Below are 20,218 nucleotides of genomic sequence, written 5' to 3' on the forward strand. Positions count from 1 at the left end.
CCTCCCCGGGGCCCATCGCTGAAACTCATCGCAGGCCGTAGGCCCGGATGATCTCGTGCTTCACGCTGAACCCGGCGTCGGTCGCCGCGCTGCCGCGGATCGACAGGAAGCCGCCGGACTTGCCGGTCGCCTTGAACGAACCCGTCCAGTAACCGTCGGCACCCTTGGTCAGGTTGACCTTCTTCCAGGTCTTGCCGTCGTCGGAGGAGACGTCCAGGGTCACCGTGGTGACCTTGCCCGGCACGGTGCCCAGGTCCATCGACACCGGGTGCAGGCGGATCTGCTGCTGATCGCCGGCCTTCACGTCACCGTGCAGGTCGGTCTCCAGCAGGTAGTCCATGTTCAGCACCGAGAACGGCTGGAAGTAATCCGAGTCGACGGTGTCGGACATGAACGTCCACTCGCTGTGCGTACGGGTCGACAGCCGGAACTGCTCGCCCGGCCGCTCCACGTCCAGCACGGCGCGGTAGGGCAGGTTGCCCGCGGGCACCTCTTTCCACTGCATGTCCGCGCTGTAGGCGTTGTCGTGGATCAGCGTGTCGCCCTGGAACACCTGCAGGTGGCTCGGCACCTCGCCCCACGGCAGGTAACCGCCCAGCCGCATGGTGTCGCTCTGCGAGCTCCATGCCTGCACGTTCCAGGTCATGTAGTTCTGCGCACGCGAGTTGTAGACACCGAACGAGTCGCTGAACCCGGGCCGGGTCGCCGGGGCGAACCAGTCCGTGCGGGTGGTGCTGCCCTTGGCGAACGTGTTGACACCGGACACCATCTCCCACGGCAGCGGGCTGCCGAGGTACTGCCCGTGCGACTCGACCCAGACCTGGCCCGGGGTCACCCACTCGGTGCGGGTGCCCGGGTGCCACTCGCGCTCGTGGAAGCCGAGCGACGGGCTGAGGGTGAGGTCGTAGCGGTAGCCCGAGCCGTCGGCCGGCTCACCGGCGTTGAACCACCGGGCGTCGATCTTGGCGAGGTCCCGCTGGCTCGGCTGGTAGACCAGCGGCTTGTCCGGCACCTGGCCGGGGTAGTCGCGGGCCAGGTCGTAGACGAACGGGGTGTATTCCACGCGCTTGGCGGTGAAGGTGAACAGGCCCAGCTTCGCCATGTTGATCAGAACCTTGCCCAGGTCCCGGTGCACCGAGGTGACCGGAACGGTGGACTCGCCGACGTACTCCAGCAGGGTGCCGGGGCGGTCGTTGACGATGACGACGGCCTTGGCGCCGTCGGCGATCGCGTTGGCGACGCGCTCGGCCGCGGTGACCTCGTCACTGCGCTCCACCACGGCGATCTTGCCCTTGGCCTTGACCTTCGCGAAGTCGGCCACGGAGCCCTTGCCGGCGTAGACGGCGTCCAGGCGGTCCGTGGCGGTGTCGAGCTTCGAGCCGGCCTGCACGAACGTCGGGAAGTCGATCAGACCACCGAGCGCGCTCAGGCTGAACATCGGCTCGCCCTTGCGCCAGCGCGTGGTCAGCACGAACTCGCCCTTGGTCATCGGCTCGGTCGGCGAGACGTACAGGTCGTCGTAGGCCGGCGGGACCTGGAACGCGCTGCGCACGTCGAACCAGGAGTCCATGCCCGTGAAGTGGACGTTGAAGTCCACCTTGCGCTGCCGGTCCTCGGTGCGCTGCGGCGCGTCGGTCTGCAGCAGGCGCGCCTTGCTGGCGTCCAGCACCACGTCGGCGGGGCCGTTGCTGAGCACCGTCTCCGGGTCGACCAGCGTGGCGACGCCGGTGCGGTCCGGCTTCTCGCCGGGAACGTCCAGGTACGACGTGGTGGTGTACGTGCCGGCGGGCACCCGCAGCGTGGCCGAACCCTCGACGTACAGCGTGTAGGGCCACTGGTCACCGGCCATGGCGACGCCGACGTAGCCGGAAGCCGGCTTGCCGTCGCGGCCGATCAGCTTGATGTTCAGGTCGTAGCGCTCGTCCTCCTTGATCAGCGCGACCGAGGTGCGGGTCACCGGCTGGCCGGTGGTCGCGTCGGTGCCGATCACGTAGCCGACGTGCCGGACTCCGGCGGCGGCGGCCTGCGGGTCGCCGGTGACCGGGACGGTCGCCTTCGCGCCCGCCGGAATGGTCACCGAGGAGGCGCCGAGGGTGAACGGGCCGCCCGCGTTGGTCAGCGCCAGGTTCAGCGTGACGTCGACGGCGCCGGTGTTGGTGAAGGTCAGGTCCTTCGTGACCGCGACGTCGCTCGCCTCGTGCGGCCAGGTGTAGTTGCCGTAGAACAGCGAACCGGTGCCACGGACCGCGGTCTTCACGGCGGTGGCCACGTCGAGGCGGCCGGTGCCGACCTCGTACGGCGAGTAGTAGTCGGCCAGGCCCTTCGCGCTGCTCATCAGGTGTTCCTTGAGCATCGCGCCGGTCCAGTCCGGGTGCTGCTGGGCCAGGATCGCCGCCGCGCCCGCCACGTGCGGGGTGGCCATCGAGGTGCCGCTGATGGTGCGGTAGAGGCCCTCGGCACCGTCGGTCATCTGCTGCGAGCGGGCCGCGGTGATGTCCACACCGGGCGCCGCGATGTCCGGCTTCATGCCGCCGGAGTACGCCAGCGGGCCGGTGCTGGAGAAGTACGCGAGCTGGTCCGACTTGTCCGTGGCGGCCACGGTCAGTGCCGAGGCGGCCGCGCCCGGGGTGGAGATGCTCTCCGGGCCCGCGTTGCCGGCGGCGATGACGAACAGGGCGCCGTACTGCGCGGACAGCGCGTCGACCGCCTGCGACATCGGGTCGCTGCCGTCGGTCGGGTAGGTGTCGCCGAGGCTCATGCTGACGATGTCGGCGCCCTGCTGGACGGCCCACTCCATGCCCGCGATGATCCACGAGTCGTAGCCGTAGCCCTCGGTACCGCCGAGCACCTTGCCGACGATCATGTCGGCGTCGGGGGCGACGCCCTTCAGCTCACCGCCGGAGGCGGCGCCGGTGCCGACGATCGTCGAGACGACGTGGGTGCCGTGCCCGTTGACGTCGTCGGTCGCCGACTCGTCCGGCACGAAGCTGGCCGTGGCATCGATGACCCCGGCGAGGTCGGGGTGGCTGATGTCGACGCCGGTGTCGAGCACGGCGACCTTGGCGCCCTTGCCCGTGTATCCGGCCGCCCAGGCCTCGGGCGCGCCGATCAGCGGCACGCTCTCCTTGAGGTTGACCTCGACGCGGCCGTCGAGCCACAGCTTGGCCACGCCCTCGCCCAGCGTCGTGCTGCCCCGGCCCGTCGTGCTGCCCTGTGGCGCGACGGTGGTCCAGAACGAGCGGGCCTGCTTCTTGTCGGCGGTCAGCGCCGCGCCGCGGATGCCCTTGAGCTTGCGGGTCAGCTTGCTGCCGCGGGGAGCCTTCGGCTCGGCGACCGCACGCGACTGCGCCGCCGTGTACGTCGCGATCAGCGGCACGCCCGACGACTTCGCGTCGTCGTAACCCATCTCGATCAGGTCGGTGACGTTGAACAGCCGCCGGTCGAGCTTGTTCGCGTGGAGCAGCGACGCCGCCTCGTCCGGGATGACGTACAGGTCACCCTTGATCTCCTGCAGCTTCACGCCGCCGACCGCGTGGGCGGGCCGGTCGACATCGGCGATCTGCTTGCCGTCGGCCATCGTGGTGACCGTGACGACGTCGCCGGTGACCAGCGTGACCTTGTGGGTCGCCGTCGGCTTGGCGGATGTGGTGGGTTTGCTCGGCGCGGCGACCGCGGGTGCCTGCAGGACGGCGATACCCGCCGCCAGCAGCGGTGCCGCGGTGGCCGCTGAAATCAGCTGCCAGCGCCTGCGCCGAAAGCGGGAAGGCTGTGAGGGGGAGAACATGACAACGGTCTACCGGCCCGTTGTTACGGAGTGAATAGATGGCGTTGGCGGGGTTACGCCATGGCGAAACTCCGCCAACCCGCAGGTGGGACCGGTGCTCGCGAAGCCCCGCCGGGTGAACTTGGACAAATTGGTCAGCTGCTCCGTGCGCTAGCCTCTGACCTGCGATGTCGCGCCGGGCTGTGGTCCGCAGCCCCGGTCCGGCCGTACCCTGGAACGATCTAGTAGCGCGGCGGAGGAGTGCGAGGTGGAGTTCCGGTTGCTCGGACCCGTCTCGGCGTACGCCGGCGACGAGTCGGTGCCGCTCGGCGGCGCGAAACCGAAGGCGCTGCTCGCCGCCCTGCTCCTGGAGCACGGCCGGGTGGTGTCCGCCAACCGGCTGGTGGACGTCCTGTGGGACGACGACCCGCCGGACACCGCCCGCGCGCTGATCCAGACGTACGTCTCCACGCTGCGCCGCACGTTCGCCAGACACGGCGCCGGTGACCTCATCGCGACCGCGGCCCCCGGCTACGTGATCCGGATCGAGCCGGAGTCCCTCGACGTCGAGCTGTTCACCCGGCTGCTGGCGCAGGGGCGGGCCGCGGCGGCCGCCGGTGACCAGCCCGCCGCCGCGGAGCTGCTGCGCGCGGCGGACCTGCTCTGGCAGGGCCCGGCGCTGTCCGGCCTGGACGCCACCGAGCTCACCGTGCATGCGTCCCGCCTGGACGAGCTGCGGGCCACGGCCGTCGAGGAGCGCATCGCCGCGGAGATCGCCGCCGGCCAGTGGGGAGACCTGGTCGCCGAGCTGACCGTCCTGGTAGGCCACCGGCCGACGAACGAGCGCCTGCGTGGACAGCTGATGACCGTGCTGTACCGGCTGGGCCGCCAGGCCGAGGCGCTGGCCTGCTACCGCGAGGGCCGCGACGTGCTCATCGGCGAGCTGGGCGTGGAGCCCGGCCCCGAGCTCAACGCGCTGCACCATGCGATCCTGCGCGGCGAGACCGAGCAGCTGGCCGTCGCCTCGCACGCGCCGGAGCTGGCCGGACCGGGCACGGTGCACCCGGTGCCGGCCCAGCTGCCGCCGGTGCCGGCCGACTTCACCGGCCGCGCCGCCGAGATCGAGGCGCTGGCGCAGGCCCTGCTGCCCGCGGGCGGCGCCCCGGCCGTGCAGGTCATCGCCGGCTCGGGTGGCACCGGCAAGTCCACCCTGGCCACCGCGGTGGCGCACCGGCTGGCCGAGCATTTCCCGGACGGCCAGCTCTACGCGGAGTTGCGCGGCATGAGCGACGCCCCGGCCGAGCCGGGCGAGGTGCTGTCCCGGTTCCTGCGCGCGCTCGGCGTCGAGCAGGCCCAGCTGCCGGAGGGCCTCGGCGAGCGGGCCGACCTCTACCGCTCGCTGCTCGCACAGCGCCGCATGCTGCTGGTGCTCGACGACGCCGCTTCGGAGCAGCAGGTGCGGCCGCTGCTGCCGGGCCGGGCCGGCAACGCGGTCGTGATCACCAGCCGCGACCGCCTGGCCGGGCTGTCCGGAACCACCCTGACCGACCTGCGTGTGCTGGAGCCCGACGAGGCGCTGCTGCTGCTGCGGCGGCTCGCCGGGGACGAGCGGGTCGACGAGGACGTCGACGCGGCCCAGCGGATCGTCGAGTACTGCGGCAACCTGCCGCTGGCGCTGCGCATCGTCAGCGCACGGCTGGCCGGGCGGCGGGCGCTGCCGCTCAAGCCGCTGGCCGACCGGCTGGCCGACGAGAGCCGCCGGCTCAACCACCTCTCCGCCGGCGATGTGGGCGTACGCAGCAGCATCGAGCTGAGCTACCGCGCGCTGGACCCCGACTGCCGCACCACGCTGCGCCGGCTGGGCTGGTTCGGCGTGCCCGACTTCTCGCCGTGGGTGGTGTCCTGGCTCGTCGAGACCTCGCCGGCCGAGGCCGAGGAGCTGGTCGAGCAGCTCGTCGACGCGCAACTGGTGGAGTTCGTCGGCGTGGACCGGATGGGCGGGCTGCGCTACCGGCTGCACGACCTGATCCGGCTCTACGCCCGGGAGTGCGCCGCGCTGGAGGAGCCCGCCCAGGACCTGGCCGCCGCGGTGGCCCGGGCGCTGCGCGGCTGGCTGGCCCTGATCCACCGCGCCGCGGTCGACTCACCGCCGGCCGAGATCCGGTGGCGGCGGCCGTTCAGCCCGCACGACGTGGCGGAGGAGCTGACCGCGCTGGTCATCGCCGACCCCTGGGACTGGTTCGAGGCGGAGCAGTCCGCGCTGGCCTCCGGGGTGGAGCGGGCGCTGGCGCTCGGCCTGCACGACCTGGTCTTCGAGTTCGCGTCGGCCCGCAACGCGTCGGCGTTCATGGGCGCGAACCGGTTCGCGGCGCGGACCCGGGTGATCGAGGCGGCGCTGACCGCGGCCCGGCGCGCCGGCAAGCCGCACGACGAGGCGGTGATCCTCACCGAGCTGGGGCAGCTGCGCTACGACCAGGACCACTACACCGAGGCACGGCGCCAGTTCCGGGCCGCGCTGAGCCTGTTCCGCGAGCTGAACGACGTCCCCGGCCAGGCCACCGCGCTGGCCGGGCTGGGCATCGCCTGCCGCGAGCCGGGCCGCTTCGCCGAGGGCGTGCACTTCCTCGACCAGGCCGCGGCGCTGCTGCACGAGGCCCGTGACGACATCGGCATCGGCTACTCCCGGCGCATCGCCGGCTCGGTGCGCCTGGAGCTGGGCGACTACGACGGGGCGCTGGCCGACCTGACCGAGTCGCTGGCCGCGTACCGGCGGGCGGGCAGCCGGCTCGGCGAGGGGCACACGCTGCGCACGCTCGGTCTCTACCACCGGGCCAGGGACGAGTGGGCGGCCGCCGAACGGCGCTGCGCCGAGTCCGCCGAGATCTTCCACGAACTCGGCGACGAACTGATGGAGGCGTACGCGGTGCGCGCGCTGGCCAAAACGCGAATGCGCCGGGGGCACCACGGCGAGGCGCTGCCCCGGCTCGAGTGGGCGCTGTCGGTCAGCCACACCATGGGCGACCGCTGGGGCCAGGGCGCGACGCTGCGCGTGCTGGGCCAGCTCCATCTCGCCGAGCACCGGCTCGACCTGGCCGAGGCCTGCTTCGACGCCGCGCACGACATCTGGCAGTCCATGGACGTGCCGGTCTGGCAGGCCCGCCTGGACCTGGACCGGTCCCGGCTGCTGGCGGCCCGCGGCGACACGGCAGGGGCACAGACGGCGCGGGCGCATGCCCGGCGGGTCTTCCACGACCACGGCGCCCGCGAGATCCGCGAACTCGACGGCGACCGCTGACGCGTCCGCGGTCACGGGCGGGCACGACGGCCGTCTATTACAGAAAAGTTCCAGCGCCACCTGCGAATGTCACTCCTGTCGGAGGTACGGGTGGCTCGGCACGGGGCGAGCCACCCGTCCCGGCGTTCATCGCGACCGGGCAGGTGGGGGACCCCTCGGGCGTGCACCGGGGGACGGGCCTGCGCGGGGAGGGATGTCATGGCGGAGATGGTGCTCCTGTCGGACACGGCGGTCGTGGAGACGCCGGTGGCCGAGTGCGACGAGTGCCTCGTCGATCTGCGTACCGTCGGCGCGCTGAGGCTCGATCCGCGCCTGGCCGACGGCGACGGGGCCTTCGCCCACGTGCGCCTGAGCGTTGTCGACCGGCTGGTCACCGCGCAGACGCTGCTGCCCGCCGGGATGCGGCTGCTGATCGTCGAGTGCTACCGCCCGCTCACCCTGCAGCAGGACTACTTCGACTCCCACAAGCAGCGGCTGCGGGTCATCCAGCCCGGCCACGACGAGGCCTGGTATCACCGCCGGGCCAGCCGCTACATCTCCCCGCCCGAGGTCGCCCCGCACGTCGCGGGCGCGGCGGTGGACCTGACGCTGTGCACCGCCGACGGCACCGAGCTGTGGATGGGCACGCAGGTCAACGACACCGACAGCGAAGCCTGCCACACCGACTCCGCGAACGTCTCGGCCGAGGCCGCCCGCAACCGGCGCTACCTGTGCGACGCGCTGACCTCGGTCGGCATGGTGAACTACCCGACCGAGTGGTGGCACTGGTCCTACGGCGACCGGTACTGGGCGCACGTCACCGGCGCGCCGGTGGCCCGCTACGGCCCGGTGAAGTCGCTGCCCGTCCCGACCGTCGCCGCCCCGGCCTGATCCGGCGCCCGCTCGATCGCAGCCTGATCCGCCTCGCTTCGGTCCTGCACGCCCGTGGCGGGCTCGCCCCGGCCCGGCCTTTCCGTGGTCGGTACGGCCAGCTCAGGCAGGACCTGGCCGGTGTCCAGCTGGCCAGGAGCCACGGCGGCCGGGCGCATCCGCGGTGATCGGACCGTCCGTGCCGGACGCGGTTCGGCCTGCTCCGCAGCGTTCGCCTCGTCGCCGCTCTCCTCGCCGACCGGCTGGTCGCCGGGCCACGCCCCCAGCGGGGCCATGGCCGGGCGCTCGCCGAGCAGCTCGCCGAGCCGGGCCACCCGGCGCCGCCCCGCGACCCGCAACACCGGCCCCCGGCCCAGCTCGGCCATGCAGGCCAGCGCCGTGAAGGCGCGCAGCGCCGGGGCCGCGCAGTGCTCGTCGTTGCCGCCCAGCCGCAGCACCGCGCCGTCGCCCTCCGGATCGACCGAACCCGCCGCCGCGAACCACAACCGCAGCCGCGCGCCGTCCAGCGCGAATCCGGCCGGCGGGCGCTTGCCCGAGCCCCGCAGCCACGCCTCGGCCAGCGGCGCCAGCATCCCGGTATAGGCGGTGCGCACCCCGAAGTGCCCGTCGATCGCGGCCGGCTCCCAGCTCGTCTCCAGCCCTCGCGCGGTGAACTCGGCGGCCAGCGCGTGCACCCGCCAGGCCGCGTCGACGACCACCGACACCCGTGCCGTGCCGCCCATCCGCGTCACCTGGCCCGGCCCGATGAGCAGGCCCGCGAGGTCGTACGCCGAGGGGCGGGCCGACTCGGCGGAGAACATGGCGAGCTGCCGGTTCAGAGACACTCCGGCACCTCGCCGAAGGCCTGCTGCAGCTCGGTGGAGCGCAGCTCGCTGGTGTCCAGGGCGCTGGCGTCGTACTCCCGCTGCAGGGTCGTCATGACCGAGCTGACGCTGCTGTAGAAGGCGGACGCGTCGTCGGTGGACAGTGCGCGCATCGCCTCGCCGGCCCGGCCGTAGGCGTCGCGCACCTTCGCCAGCGACCCGGTGACCCCGTCGGCGATGGCGTCCCCGTCGTCCACCTCGGGCACCCCGGCGTCGGCGATGCGGCCGCGCGCCTTCTCGCTGGCGTCCCGAGCCCCTTCCAGCATGCGGACCAGGTTCTCCTTGGCCTGCTGGGGCGTGGTCGAGGTGGGCGTCTGCTGCTGCGCGCGCGTCGTCAACGTGGCGATCTCCTCCCGCCACGGGTTGAGCGCCGAACACACCGAAGCCGCCCACACCCTGGGCGGCGGCCCGTCGGCGACACACCCACCCGACACCGCCACCACCACAACCAGCAGCGGCAAGAAACCAGCGCGGGGCCTACGCATGATGTGCAGCCTAGCGCCGCCCCCGACCGCCGCGGCGATCTTGTACGGATGTACCCCGCGACACGGGCAAACGGGGCAGCCCCGGGGCATTCGCGCAAGATCGCCGCCACGAAGCGGGGCCGGGGGACGCACAAAAGGGAGCGGCGCCCCCCCCCGGGTGGGGAGGGCGCCGCGTAGAGGCGAAACGTCAGGCGTTGACCTTTTCGCGCTGCGTCGGCGCAGCGTCAGCTTTTCCCTGGTCGTCGCCGCCGACGGTGATCGGCTTCCGCTTGCTGATGAACACGGCCACCACGATCACGGCGGTCGCGCCGATCGCGATCAGGTTGCGCGCGGTCGCGTTCTCGGTGCTGCCGTACCAGAGCGCCACCACGGCGGGGGCGATCAGCAGCGACACCAGGTTCATGACCTTGAGCAGCGGGTTGATGGCCGGACCGGCGGTGTCCTTGAACGGGTCGCCGACCGTGTCGCCGATGATGGTCGCCTCGTGCGACGACGAGCCCTTGCCGCCGTGTGCGCCGTCCTCGACCATCTTCTTCGCGTTGTCCCAGGCGCCACCGGAGTTGGCCAGGAACACCGCCATCAGGGTGCCCGCGCCGATGGCGCCGGCCAGGTACGCCGCCAGCGCGCCCGCGCCGAGGCCGAAGCCCACGGCGATCGGGGCGAGGACCGCGAGCAGGCCCGGGGTCATCAGCTCACGCTGGGCGTCACGGGTGCAGATGTCGACGACCTTGCCGTACTCGGGCCGCTGCGTGCCGTCCATGATGCCCGGCAGCTCGCGGAACTGGCGGCGCACCTCGTGCACCACCGCCCCGGCCGAACGCGACACCGCGTTGATGGCCAGACCCGAGAACAGGAAGACGACCGACACACCGATCAGCAGGCCGACCAGGTTGGCCGGGTTCGCCACGTTGAGCATGTTGTTGACGAAGCCCTCCGCGGTCTCACCGGCCTCGGCCAGCGAGACGCCCAGGGTGTCGGTGTACGACCCGAACAGCGCGGTCGCGGCCAGCACGGCCGTCGCGATCGCGATGCCCTTGGTGATCGCCTTGGTGGTGTTGCCGACCGCGTCGAGCTCGGTCAGCGTGCGCGACCCCTGCTCGTCGATGTCGCCGGACATCTCCGCGATGCCCTGCGCGTTGTCGGAGATCGGGCCGAAGGTGTCCATGGCCACGATGACGCCGACCGTGGTCAGCAGGCCGCAGCCGGCCAGCGCGATGGCGAACAGCGACACGACCAGCGTGCCGCCGCCGAGCAGGAATGCGCCGTACACCGCGGCACCGATGAGCAGCGCCGAGTAGACGGCCGACTCCAGGCCGACGCTGATGCCCGCGAGCACCACGGTGGCCGCACCGGTCTCCGAGGACTTGCCGATGTCCTGCACCGGGCGGCGCCCGGTCTCGGTGAAGTAGCCGGTCAGCGCCTGGATGGCGGCGGCCAGCACGATGCCGATGATGACCGCGCCGATGGCGACGATCTGCGGGTTGCCGCTGGTCTCGGGCTTGCCCAGCGCGGCAAAGGTGTTCGGCAGGTAGTACAGCGAAGCCCCGGCCACCACGACCGCGGACAGCGCGGCCGAGATGTAGAAGGCGCGGTTGATCGCCTGCAGGCCGTTCTTGTCGGACTTGCGCAGGCGGGTCAGGAACACGCCGACGATCGCGATCAGCACACCGATGGTGGACACGATCAGCGGGAAGACGAGCCCGTCCACGCCGAACGCGGCACGGCCCAGGATCAGGGCCGCGACCAGGGTCACCGCGTACGACTCGAACAGGTCGGCGGCCATGCCGGCGCAGTCGCCGACGTTGTCGCCCACGTTGTCGGCGATGGTCGCCGCGTTGCGGGGGTCGTCCTCGGGAATACCCTGCTCGACCTTGCCGACCAGGTCCGCGCCGACGTCGGCGGCCTTGGTGAAGATGCCGCCGCCGACCCGCATGAACATCGCGAGCAGCGCGGCGCCGAAGCCGAAGCCCTCCAGCACGGTCGCGGCGTCGATCCCGTAGATCCACACCACCAGCGCCGCGCCCAACAGGCCCAGACCGACGGTCAGGAAGCCGACCACACCACCGGTGCGGAAGGCGATCGCCATGGCGGCCTCGCGGCCACCCTCGGCCTCGCGGGCCGCCGCGGCCACCCGCACGTTGGCGCGGGTCGCCATGGCCATGCCGGCGCCGCCGATGAAGGCGCTGAACAGCGCGCCCACCACGAAGAATGCGGAACGGCCGATCTTCAGCGCGGTGTCGTTGTCACCGTCGCCGTGGACCGGCAGCAGGAAGAGCAGGATGACCGCGAGCACCACGAAGATGCCGAGCGTTTTGAACTGGCGGAACAGGTATGCCGACGCGCCCTCCTGGACGGCCCCGGCAATCTCCTGCATCTTTTCGGTGCCCTTACCGGTTGCAAGCACGGACTTGACCAGCACGGCGGCAAAACCCAGCGCCACCAGTGCGATCACAGCCGCGACGACCACGTACGAAACGTTTGCGCCGGTAAGGGCCAGCTCGCCGTCAGGAGCGACGAGAGTGGACCCGGACATCTTTGTCCTCCCAAAGATCACGATCTACTTGTGAGGCAGCCGCGTCGTCGGCCACGAGTGACGTCGGTTACGGCTTGGAAACAACCCGTGAACTGTAAACCGGACACGTGGCCCGGGTCACACCCGCCACCTGCCGTGTCGCGGTGATCTTCGTTGCTGCGCCGCTACCAGGTTGTGCGGTACGCTCAGCGACTCTATGCCCGCAAACCGCTGAATCAGCGCCCGAGGCGCGAGGCGCGCCGGACCGGCCAGGCCATCTGCACCTCGGTGCCGGGGCCGCCCTCCAGCGGGCGAACCTGCAGATCCTTCACGATCGCCTGCAGCAGGCTCGCGCTCACGTCGACGGTGAGCTGCTCCTCGTCGGTGATCTGCTCCTCGTCGCCGGCGTGGTCCCACACCTGCACGACATACCGGTCGCCGTCGGTGAACGCGACCGCGACCACGTCGCGCAGACCCACCCGCTGGTGCCGGGCCACCGCCCGGGCGCACGCCTCGCCGATCGCCAGGCGCACCTCGTCCAGCTGGTCGTCGGGCACCCCCGCGCGCCGGGCGACGGCCACGCCGACGAGCCGCGCCGTACGCACGTGCGCGGGTTCAGGGGTGAATTCGAGCCGGACGGTCGCCATGTCCGCGCTGGTCAACTCGCGGTGGCCGCGTCGACGGACGGGTACAGCGGCAGCACCTGGTCGAGCGCGGTGATCCGGAAGATCTTCAGTAGCGACTCCCGCGAACACACCACCCCGAAGGTGGCTCCGGCGTTGCCCGCCCTGCGATTCGCGCCGACCAGCACGCCAAGCCCGGTCGAGTCCATGAAGTCGACCCGGGCGAGGTCGACCACCACCGCGGTCACCCCGCTGTCCAGCAGCTCGGTGATGCGTTCCCGCAGCTTCGGAGCGGTATAGACGTCCACCTCGCCGCCGACTTCGAGCACGGTGTGCGCGGCTACGACACGCGTTGCCAGCGACAGCTCCATCGGCACCTCCTCTACGACGTCCGGTCACGGCCCGGAATCTCTCCGTGCGCCCGATCCTCATGCATCTAACCACTGGTCTGGTTTCCGGGCTACGCGCCCTTTGCCCTTAACGCGTACCTGGACGACCTGCGGTTGCGGGCAAGGTACCGCCCCGACCGGAGCCTCCGCGGGGCATTCGGAGAAACCGCAGGTGGCGCCCACGCGCCGGAAGCCCCGGCCCGGCCCGCGACGGAGCGGGCATCGGCGGCTGGCCGTGGCGCGGCCCGCGGTGGCAGAGTGCTGGGGTGGACCTGCTGCCGTACTGGCTCAAACGTGACCAGGTCACTCATGTCGAGCTGCTGCCCGCGCGGGCCGGGCGCGCCGCCGCGTGGCCGGACTGGGTTCCCGCTCCTCTGCTCGATGCGCTGCACGCAGGCGGCATCACCGCGCCGTGGGAGCATCAGGTCGAAGCCGCCGAGCTGGCCTGGGGCGGCACCGACGTGGTCGTCTCCACCGGCACCGGCTCCGGCAAGTCGCTGGCCTACCAGTTGCCCGCGCTGTCCGCGGTGCTCACCCGGCCCCGGGCCCGTGTCCTCTATCTCGCGCCGACCAAGGCGCTCGCCGCCGACCAGCACCGCGCGCTGACCGGGCTGAACCTGCCCGGCCTGCGGGCCGCGGTCTGCGACGGCGACACCCCGCGCGAGGAGCGCGACTGGATCCGCCAGCACGCCAACCTCATCCTCACCAACCCCGACCTGCTGCACCACAGCCTGCTCCCGGGCCATCAGCGCTGGTCCGGAGTGCTGCGCAACCTCCACTACGTGATCGTCGACGAGAGCCACAGCTACCGCGGCGTCTTCGGCGCCCACGTCGCCCACATCCTCCGCCGCCTGCGCCGCCTCACCGAAAGGAAGGGCACCTTCTTAACGGAATCCGTAGAGGAAGGGCACCTTCTTGACCTCGGCGGCGGGGAAGGCGCGGCCGGTGCCATCGCCGGCGCGGGACGGGCCAGGTCCGGCCGAGGCACGGCGCGCGGGGCCGGGCCGGTGTTCCTGCTGGCCTCGGCAACCTCCGGTGACCCGGCGGGCAGCGCGAGCAAACTCATCGGCCGAGCCGTGCAGGCCGTCACCGAGGACGCCGCGCCACGCGGTTCGATGACCTTCGCCCTGTGGGAGCCGCCTGAGCTGCCCGGCGCCGACAGCAACGGCGACGCCGCCCCCGTTCGCCGCTCCGCGCTGCGCGAAACCGCCGACCTGCTCGCCGACGCGGTCGTCCAGGGCGTACGCACCCTCGCCTTCGTACCCTCCCGTCGCGGCGCCGAGGTGGTGGCCGGGCACGCGCGCACCGCGCTGGAGGAGGCGCAACCGGGCCTCGGCCGCCAGGTCGCCGCCTACCGGGCCGGCTACCTGCGCGAGGAGCGGCGCACCCTGGAACAGCAGCTCACCGATGGCACCCTCACCGGCGTGGCCACCACCAGCGCCCTGGAACTGGGCATCGACGTCACCGGCCTGGACGCGGTGCTGCTGGCCGGCTACCCCGGCACCCGCGCCGCGGTCTGGCAGCGGGCGGGCCGGGCGGGCCGGGCCGGCCGGGACGGGCTGTGCGTGCTCGTCGCCCGCGACGACCCGCTGGACACCTACCTGGTGCACCACCCGCAGGCGCTGTTCGGCAAAGCCGTCGAGGCCACCGTGTTCGACCCCGCCAACCCGTACGTGCTCGCCCCGCACCTGTGCACCGCCGCCGCCGAGCAGCCGCTCACCGAGGCCGACCTGCCGCTGTTCGGCGCGGACGTCGCCCTGCTCGACGAACTCGTCGCCGCGGGCGCGCTGCGCCGCCGCCCCACCGGCTGGTACTGGACCCACCCGCAGCGCCCCGACATCGACCTGCGCGGCACCGGCGGGCCGCCGATCGCCGTCATCGAGGCCGCCACCGGCCGCCTCATCGGCACCGCCGACGCCGGCGCCGCCCACCACCACCTGCACCCCGGCGCCGTCTACACGCACCAGGGCCGCACCTACGTGGTGCAGTCGCTGGACCTCGCCGACGGGGTGGCCCTGGTCGAGGCCGACAACCCGCCGTACTCCACGCACGCCCGCGACACCATCGACCTCACCGTGCTGGAGGTGCGCTCCCAGGTCGACGCCGGGCCGGTCCGGCTGTTCCTCGGCGACGTCGAGGTGACCAGCCAGGTCGTGTCGTTCCAGCGGCGGCGGATGGACAGCGGAGAGGTGCTCGGCACCTGGCCCCTCGAACTGCCCACCCGGACCCTGCGCACCGTCGCGGTCTGGGCCACCATCGCCGAGCACGCCGTCGCCGGGATCGAGGACCTGCCCGGCTCCCTGCACGCCGCCGAGCACGCCGCGATCGGGCTGCTGCCGCTGGTCGCGAGCTGCGACCGGTGGGACATCGGCGGCCTGTCCACCGCCCGGCACGCCGACACCGACGCGCCGACCATCTTCGTGTACGACGGCCACCCCGGCGGGGCCGGTTTCGCCGAGCGGGCGTACGGCATGGCGGCCGAGTGGCTCGGCGCGACCCGGACCGCGGTCGCCGAATGCGCCTGCGAGCGCGGCTGCCCCAGCTGCGTCCAGTCCCCCAAGTGCGGAAACGGCAACAACCCCCTGGACAAATCCGGCGCCGTCACCGTCCTCGACACCATCCTCACCCACCTCCCGGGCTGACCGCCTCGCGGACCGGCCCCGCTACGGCGGTGGCTTCGGCGGCGCCGGCGCCGGTCACCACCTGCACGGAGAGGGTGAGGTCGAGGCCGTCGAGGCGGCAGGCGGTGACGGTCGCGGCGTTGGCCGCGGCGATCGCACCGGCCCGGGCGCAGGCCGCGGCGGCCCCGTCGACCGCGTACGCCGCGCCCGCGAGGGCCCCCAGGTCGGCGGCGGTCTGCGCCTGTTCGCGGGCGATCAGCTGTGCCCCGTCGGCGGCCACCACGGTGCCCGCGGCCACGAAGACGAGGCCCACGCCGAGCGCATACAGCGAACTCACGGCGCACCCGGTTCCCGGGCGGCGGTCGCGGTGCAGGTCAGCTCGGTCACCCGGATCGAGCGTCGCACCGTCGCGGTGACGGTGTCTCCGGTGACGTCCACGTTCGCGCCACCGTGCGTGCCGCCGCCCCTGGCCGCGGTGAGCGCCGCGTCGCGGGCGGCGGCGACGCAGCCCAGCTTCACGGTCACCGCGGCGACCGCGCCGATGCCGGTGACCAGCAGCAGCACCACGGCGGGTAGCGCGACCGCCAGCTCGGCGGTCGCGCTACCCCGGTCCGTTCGGCTCACCCGAGCGCCCGTTGGATCACACCGGCCAGCGCCGCCTGCACGCTGTCGCTGGTCAGCACCTTGAGCAGCAGGCCCGCGAAGGCGACCGCCGCCAGCGTGCCGACGGCGTACTCGGCGGTGTTCATCCCGGCGTCGGGCGGGCCGGCCAGGCGGGTCGACGCGCCCGGGGCCGACGGCGTGCCCTCGGTGCGGGCCGAACGTCCCGCCGGCGCCGTGGCGGCCGCGTTCACCGCCTCGGCGAGGATGGCGGCGGCGTCGATGTCGATGTCGCGCAGCAGGGCCGGTGCGGGCACAGGCGGGCGGAGCGGCGTGCGGACCGCGGTGTCCGCGGGCGGCGCGAGCAGGCCCTCCGCTCGCTGGGACCTCTGTCGGGGCATGGCGATCTCCTTTCGAAGTGGGGGTCAGAGCACCTCGCCGAGCACGGCGAGGACCACCGGCACCAGGCCGGCGAGTACGAAGGCGGGCAGGAAGCACAGCCCGAGCGGAAGGACGATCAGGACACCGGCGCGTTGTGCACCGGCCTGGCGGCGTACGGCGGCATCGGCGCGCAGGTCGTCGGCGCAGCGAAACAGCGCGCCCGCCAGCGCGGATCCGTTGGCGGAACTGCGTTCCACGGCCGTCACCAGGCGCGCGGCCGGTGGCAGGTCCGCCAGGTGCGACCAGGCCTCGGCAGCGGTGGCCCCCAGCCGCAGGGAACGTCCGATCCGCTGCAGCCGGCTGCCGAGCGGCCCGTCGAGCGCCGTGGCCACGCTCAGCACGGCGTGGTCGAGCGGGGCGCCGGCCCGCAGCGCGGTGCCGGTCAGGTCGACGGCCCACGGCAGGTCGGCGAGCGCCCGCTCCCGTTCCGCGCGGACCGACGCGGGTTCCATCCGCCGCAGCACCAGCACGGTCCCGGCCGCCACGACAGCACCCAGCACAGCTCCGGGCGGGGACGGCATCAGCGCGATCACCGCGCCGCCCGCCACGAAGCCGAACAGCCATGGCGTACGCCCACGCGCCTGCTCGGCGGACCGCCGCAGCGGCAGCCGGCGCAGCCGCCGCCGGGCCGTGAAACGTCCGACGGCCCGGTCGACGGCGGAACGGGTCGGCGGCCGTAGCAGCCGCCGGGTCCAGGCGATCCCGGCCGCCTGCAGCATGCCCGCCCCGCAGGCGCAGGCGACGCCGGTCGGCGTGTGCAGCAGGATCCGCAGCGCGTCGACGCCGATCAGGTGGCCGAGCCCGATGCCGCCGATCGGCAGTGCGGCGAGCAGCACCGCGGTCAGTTGTGCACCGGCCGCCTGCGCGTGCGCCGCGGCGTCGGCCCGGTCCGCGGCGCGGCACTGCGCCTCCAGCCTTTCCAGCAGGTCGGCCAGGGGCGCGCCGGTGCTCGCGGCGAGCCGCTGCGCGGCGTGCACCGACCGGTCCAGCTCGTCGTCCGGCAGCAGCAGCACCGTGCCCGCGCCACCGGCCCGCAACTCGGCCGCGGAGGCGGCGAGCAGGTCGAGGGCCCGTTCCCGGTGCCCCGAGTTCCGCCGTGCGGTGCGCTGGTCGCGCCACATGCGCAGGGCGAGCAGGGTGTATCCCGCCGCGACCAGCCCGCCGACAGGCGAGTCGAGCAGCAGCCACGCGCCCACGCCGGTGGCCGCCGCGACGGCCCGGGCATGGCGCGGCGAGCACAGGTCGGCCGTCGCGCCATGCCGGGTCCTGCCGGCCGGCTGCCCGCCGTGGCGGGTTCCCGCGATCGCGGTCGAATCGCCAGGCCGCATCCCCGCCGTCGCCCGCGCGAGGCGACGCCGCGCGGTGGGCGCGAGAACAGACGTTCTCATCGCTCCTCCAGCCAGGTCGGCGGGGTGACGTCGCGGGCGCGCAGCAGGGCGGCGAGCTCGTCGGCCGCGGGCAGCACGCCACCGGCCCGCCGCCACACCGGGCGGGCCGCCACCAGGCGTTCGGGGCCGTCCGCGGCGAGCAGGCACACCTCGTCGAGCACCCGGCCCGACGGCGTGCGGCGCAGGTGCAGCAGCACCCGGATAGCCGCGGCGACCTGCGCGTGCAGCGCGGGGCGGGGCAGCCCGCCGAGCAGGCCGAGCGCCTCCAGCCGCGCGGGCACGTCCGCGGGCGCATTGGCGTGCAGCGTGCCCGCGCTGCCCTCGTGCCCGGTGTTGAGCGCGGCCAGCAGATCCACCACCTCCGCGCCCCGGCACTCGCCCACCACCAGCCGGTCCGGGCGCATCCGTAGCGCCTGCCGGACCAGTTCGGAAAGTCCGACCACGCCGACGCCCTCCACATTGGAGGTGCGTGCCTGCAGCGCGACCACGTGCGGGTGCGCGGGTCGCAGCTCGGCCGAGTCCTCCACCAGCACGATGCGTTCCCGGCCGGGTACGGCGGCGAGCATCGCGCCGAGCAGCGTGGTCTTGCCGGATCCGGTGCCGCCGGAGACGAGGAAGGTCAGCCGGGCCGCGACGATCGCCGACAGCAGCGCGACGACCTCGGGTGCGGCCAGCTCGGCCAATGCCATCGGCCGCTGCCGGAACGTGCGCAGTGACAGGTACGGCCCTGCCGTCGCCACCGGGGGCAGCACCGCGTGCAGGCGGGTGCCGTCGGCCAGACGCGCATCGACGAACGGCTGCCCGTCGTCGAGCCGCCGCCCGCACGCGGCCGCGAGGCGCTGCGCGAGCCGCCGCACCGCCTCCGCCGACGGCATGGTGAACGGTTCACGGACCAGACCGGAGCCCCGGTCGGTCCACACCTGCACCCCGTTGACCAGGACGTCGGTGACCTCGGGCGCGGCCAGCAGCAAGCCCAGCGGCCCGGCCCCGACCAGCTCCACGGGCCCGCTCATGCCTTCTCCTCGCTGCGCTCGTCGGCGCCATGCCAACCTGGCCACTCGATTCGCCCGCTCATGCCATGACCTCGCTGATGAGGCGGCCGCACAGGGTCGCCAGCGGGCCGCGGGGCGCGCTGCCCGGCGCTTCGCCGCGTTCGAGGGCGGTGGCCAGGCGCGGTTCCGGGGCGAGCATGCCCGCCAACGGCAGACCCAGTGCCCGGGCCAGGTCCTCGGGGCCGAGCCGGCCGGGTGCCGGGCCGCGCACGACCACGGACAGTTCCCGCCGGTATGCCGAGACGGCGTCGACCACCCGCGCGGCCGCGGCAGCCGCGCGCAGCTCGGCGGGCACCACGAGCAGCACCCGGTCGGCCGCCTGCAGCACCACGGCCGCCGCGTCGTCGAGGCGCCGGGGCAGGTCGACGACGATGAGGTCGCGACCTCGGCGGCCCGCGTCGAGCGCGGCGGCCATCGCGTCGGGCGGCAGCTCCGGCGAGATCGGGGTGTCCTCGTCGGGTACGTCGCGGGCGCAGGACAGCACCACCAGGTCGCCACGGCTCGGCAACGCGTCGACGAACGCCGCCGGGTCGACGGGGCCGCTGGCCCGGGCGAGTTGCGGCCAGCGCAGCCCGCGCAGCTCCTCCCAGCCGAGCAGCAGATCCGCGCCGCCGCCGAGCGGGTCGGCGTCGACGAGCAGGGTGCGCAGCCGCGTGCGGCAGGCGGTGACGGCGAGACCTGCGGCCAGCACGCTGGCTCCGGCTCCGCCGCGCCCGCCGAGCACCGCCAGCACTCGCCCGGCCCCTCGGGCGGGCGCGCGGCCGATCCCGGCGAGGCGGTCGACCAGCCAGGACTCGGCGGCGGGCAGTAGTGCGACGTGCTCGGCCCCGAGTGGTTGGGCGAAGTCCCATGGCCGTGTATCGCTGCTGTCCCGGCAGACCACGACGACCCCGGCCCGGTGCGGCAACCGGGCCCGCACGCAGCCGGGCACCATGTCGCCGCCGATCAGCACGAGCGGGGCTGGTCCGTAGCGCGGGCGTGCCGCGGGCAGGTCGTGGGCGACCTCGACCTCCGCGCCCGCGGCGGATCCCAGGCGCAGCAGGTCGTCGAGCAGGTCGGCATCGGCGGTCACCAGCAGGATGCGGGCGGATGCGGGTGGGGCGGCGGACGGACGGCTCATGCCGGGCACTGTGCGCCGTCACCGTCTCGGCGGAACAGCGCCCGCGGACCGCGCCTGTGGACAGACCGGCACTTGTGGACAGTGCGCCGATCATCGTGTGGATCTGTTATGGCGCGACGCGCACGGCGACGTGGCGTCGCATGCCTGGCGTGCAGGTCAGATGACCCGCGGCGGGCGCGGCCCAGATGACGACGAC

The 20,218-nt window shown here is 73.5% G+C and carries 14 protein-coding genes and 1 pseudogene; 3 read left to right on the forward strand and 12 right to left on the reverse strand.

The genetic code is table 11. The features are described 5' to 3' along the window. Positions 1-25: 25 nt before the first annotated feature. Positions 26-3,784, reverse strand: coding sequence for a S8 family serine peptidase (locus tag FLL47_RS25335; RefSeq protein ID WP_144123077.1), 3,759 nt, complete (start codon positions 3,782-3,784; stop codon positions 26-28). A 247-nt stretch (positions 3,785-4,031) separates the two neighbouring features. Here FLL47_RS25335 and FLL47_RS25340 point away from each other — a divergent pair, with 247 nt between their 5' ends. Together FLL47_RS25340 and FLL47_RS25345 are read left to right on the forward strand one after the other, a co-directional pair. Continuing rightward, positions 4,032-7,058: an AfsR/SARP family transcriptional regulator gene (locus FLL47_RS25340; RefSeq protein WP_144123078.1), complete on the forward strand. Its 3,027-nt coding sequence runs from the start codon at positions 4,032-4,034 to the stop codon at positions 7,056-7,058. A 198-nt stretch (positions 7,059-7,256) separates the two neighbouring features. Next, positions 7,257-7,928: a M15 family metallopeptidase gene (locus tag FLL47_RS25345; RefSeq protein ID WP_144123079.1), complete on the forward strand. Its 672-nt coding sequence runs from the start codon at positions 7,257-7,259 to the stop codon at positions 7,926-7,928. On the opposite strand, the gene FLL47_RS44235 is transcribed toward FLL47_RS25345, so the two are convergent. From FLL47_RS44235 to FLL47_RS25370, 5 genes are all read right to left on the reverse strand, one after another. Then, positions 7,877-8,752, reverse strand: coding sequence for a hypothetical protein (locus FLL47_RS44235; RefSeq protein WP_246158576.1), 876 nt, complete (start codon positions 8,750-8,752; stop codon positions 7,877-7,879). The two genes, FLL47_RS25345 and FLL47_RS44235, sit on opposite strands and share 52 nt — an antisense overlap. Further along, on the reverse strand, positions 8,743-9,276 hold the full coding sequence (locus FLL47_RS25355; RefSeq protein WP_144123080.1) for a hypothetical protein: 534 nt from the start codon (positions 9,274-9,276) through the stop codon (positions 8,743-8,745). The genes FLL47_RS44235 and FLL47_RS25355 overlap by 10 nt, the downstream gene beginning before the upstream one ends. A 187-nt stretch (positions 9,277-9,463) precedes the next feature. Continuing rightward, on the reverse strand, positions 9,464-11,809 hold the full coding sequence (locus tag FLL47_RS25360) for a sodium-translocating pyrophosphatase (protein ID WP_144123081.1): 2,346 nt from the start codon (positions 11,807-11,809) through the stop codon (positions 9,464-9,466). 215 nt (positions 11,810-12,024) lie between these two features. Further along, on the reverse strand, positions 12,025-12,435 hold the full coding sequence (locus FLL47_RS25365) for an ATP-binding protein (RefSeq protein WP_120317882.1): 411 nt from the start codon (positions 12,433-12,435) through the stop codon (positions 12,025-12,027). A gap of 11 nt (positions 12,436-12,446) precedes the next feature. After that, a complete protein-coding gene (locus tag FLL47_RS25370) occupies positions 12,447-12,782 on the reverse strand; it encodes an STAS domain-containing protein (protein WP_144123082.1) in 336 nt (111 codons plus the stop codon). Positions 12,783-13,066: 284 nt separating this feature from the next. On the opposite strand from FLL47_RS25370, the gene FLL47_RS25375 reads away from it, so the two are divergent. Beyond that, positions 13,067-15,442, forward strand: coding sequence for a DEAD/DEAH box helicase (locus FLL47_RS25375; protein WP_144123083.1), 2,376 nt, complete (start codon positions 13,067-13,069; stop codon positions 15,440-15,442). Here the strand turns inward: FLL47_RS25375 and FLL47_RS25380 are convergent. The 6 genes and pseudogenes from FLL47_RS25380 to ssd form a co-directional block, all read right to left on the reverse strand. Continuing rightward, complete coding sequence (locus tag FLL47_RS25380) at positions 15,423-15,758, reverse strand: Rv3654c family TadE-like protein (RefSeq protein ID WP_144123084.1); 336 nt, start codon at positions 15,756-15,758, stop codon at positions 15,423-15,425. The two genes, FLL47_RS25375 and FLL47_RS25380, sit on opposite strands and share 20 nt — an antisense overlap. Then, positions 15,755-16,045, reverse strand: coding sequence for a hypothetical protein (locus tag FLL47_RS25385; RefSeq protein ID WP_144123085.1), 291 nt, complete (start codon positions 16,043-16,045; stop codon positions 15,755-15,757). The genes FLL47_RS25380 and FLL47_RS25385 overlap by 4 nt, the downstream gene beginning before the upstream one ends. Continuing rightward, the gene (locus FLL47_RS25390; protein WP_120321631.1) at positions 16,042-16,170 is read right to left on the reverse strand and encodes a DUF4244 domain-containing protein; all 129 of its coding nucleotides are present in this window, start codon (positions 16,168-16,170) and stop codon (positions 16,042-16,044) included. The genes FLL47_RS25385 and FLL47_RS25390 overlap by 4 nt, the downstream gene beginning before the upstream one ends. A gap of 276 nt (positions 16,171-16,446) precedes the next feature. Continuing rightward, positions 16,447-17,850 carry a type II secretion system F family protein gene (locus tag FLL47_RS45230; protein WP_425457759.1) on the reverse strand — a complete coding sequence of 468 codons (1,404 nt, stop codon included), beginning with the start codon at positions 17,848-17,850 and terminating at the stop codon, positions 16,447-16,449. After that, positions 17,847-18,848: pseudogene (locus FLL47_RS25400) on the reverse strand (TadA family conjugal transfer-associated ATPase); the annotation flags it as partial. The pseudogene FLL47_RS25400 and the gene FLL47_RS45230, both read right to left, overlap by 4 nt. 73 nt (positions 18,849-18,921) lie before the next feature. Further along, complete coding sequence (ssd, locus tag FLL47_RS25405) at positions 18,922-19,974, reverse strand: septum site-determining protein Ssd (RefSeq protein ID WP_186315919.1); 1,053 nt, start codon at positions 19,972-19,974, stop codon at positions 18,922-18,924. Positions 19,975-20,218: the final 244 nt, after the last annotated feature.

It is taken from the genome of Catellatospora sichuanensis (genome assembly GCF_007483665.1).
In the GTDB taxonomy this organism is placed as follows: Bacteria; Actinomycetota; Actinomycetes; order Mycobacteriales; family Micromonosporaceae; genus Catellatospora; species Catellatospora sichuanensis.

Excerpts from the sequence above, each read along its gene's own strand:
- FLL47_RS25335 (WP_144123077.1), bottom strand. The coding sequence starts at position 3,784 with ATGTTCTCCCCCTCACAGCCTTCCCGCTTTCGGCGCAGGCGCTGGCAG.
- FLL47_RS25345 (WP_144123079.1), top strand. The coding sequence starts at position 7,257 with ATGGCGGAGATGGTGCTCCTGTCGGACACGGCGGTCGTGGAGACGCCG.
- FLL47_RS25355 (WP_144123080.1), bottom strand. The coding sequence starts at position 9,276 with ATGCGTAGGCCCCGCGCTGGTTTCTTGCCGCTGCTGGTTGTGGTGGTG.
- FLL47_RS25360 (WP_144123081.1), bottom strand. The coding sequence starts at position 11,809 with ATGTCCGGGTCCACTCTCGTCGCTCCTGACGGCGAGCTGGCCCTTACC.
- FLL47_RS25365 (WP_120317882.1), bottom strand. The coding sequence starts at position 12,435 with ATGGCGACCGTCCGGCTCGAATTCACCCCTGAACCCGCGCACGTGCGT.
- FLL47_RS25370 (WP_144123082.1), bottom strand. The coding sequence starts at position 12,782 with ATGGAGCTGTCGCTGGCAACGCGTGTCGTAGCCGCGCACACCGTGCTC.
- FLL47_RS25390 (WP_120321631.1), bottom strand. The coding sequence starts at position 16,170 with ATGAACACCGCCGAGTACGCCGTCGGCACGCTGGCGGCGGTCGCCTTC.
- FLL47_RS45230 (WP_425457759.1), bottom strand. The coding sequence starts at position 17,850 with ATGAGAACGTCTGTTCTCGCGCCCACCGCGCGGCGTCGCCTCGCGCGG.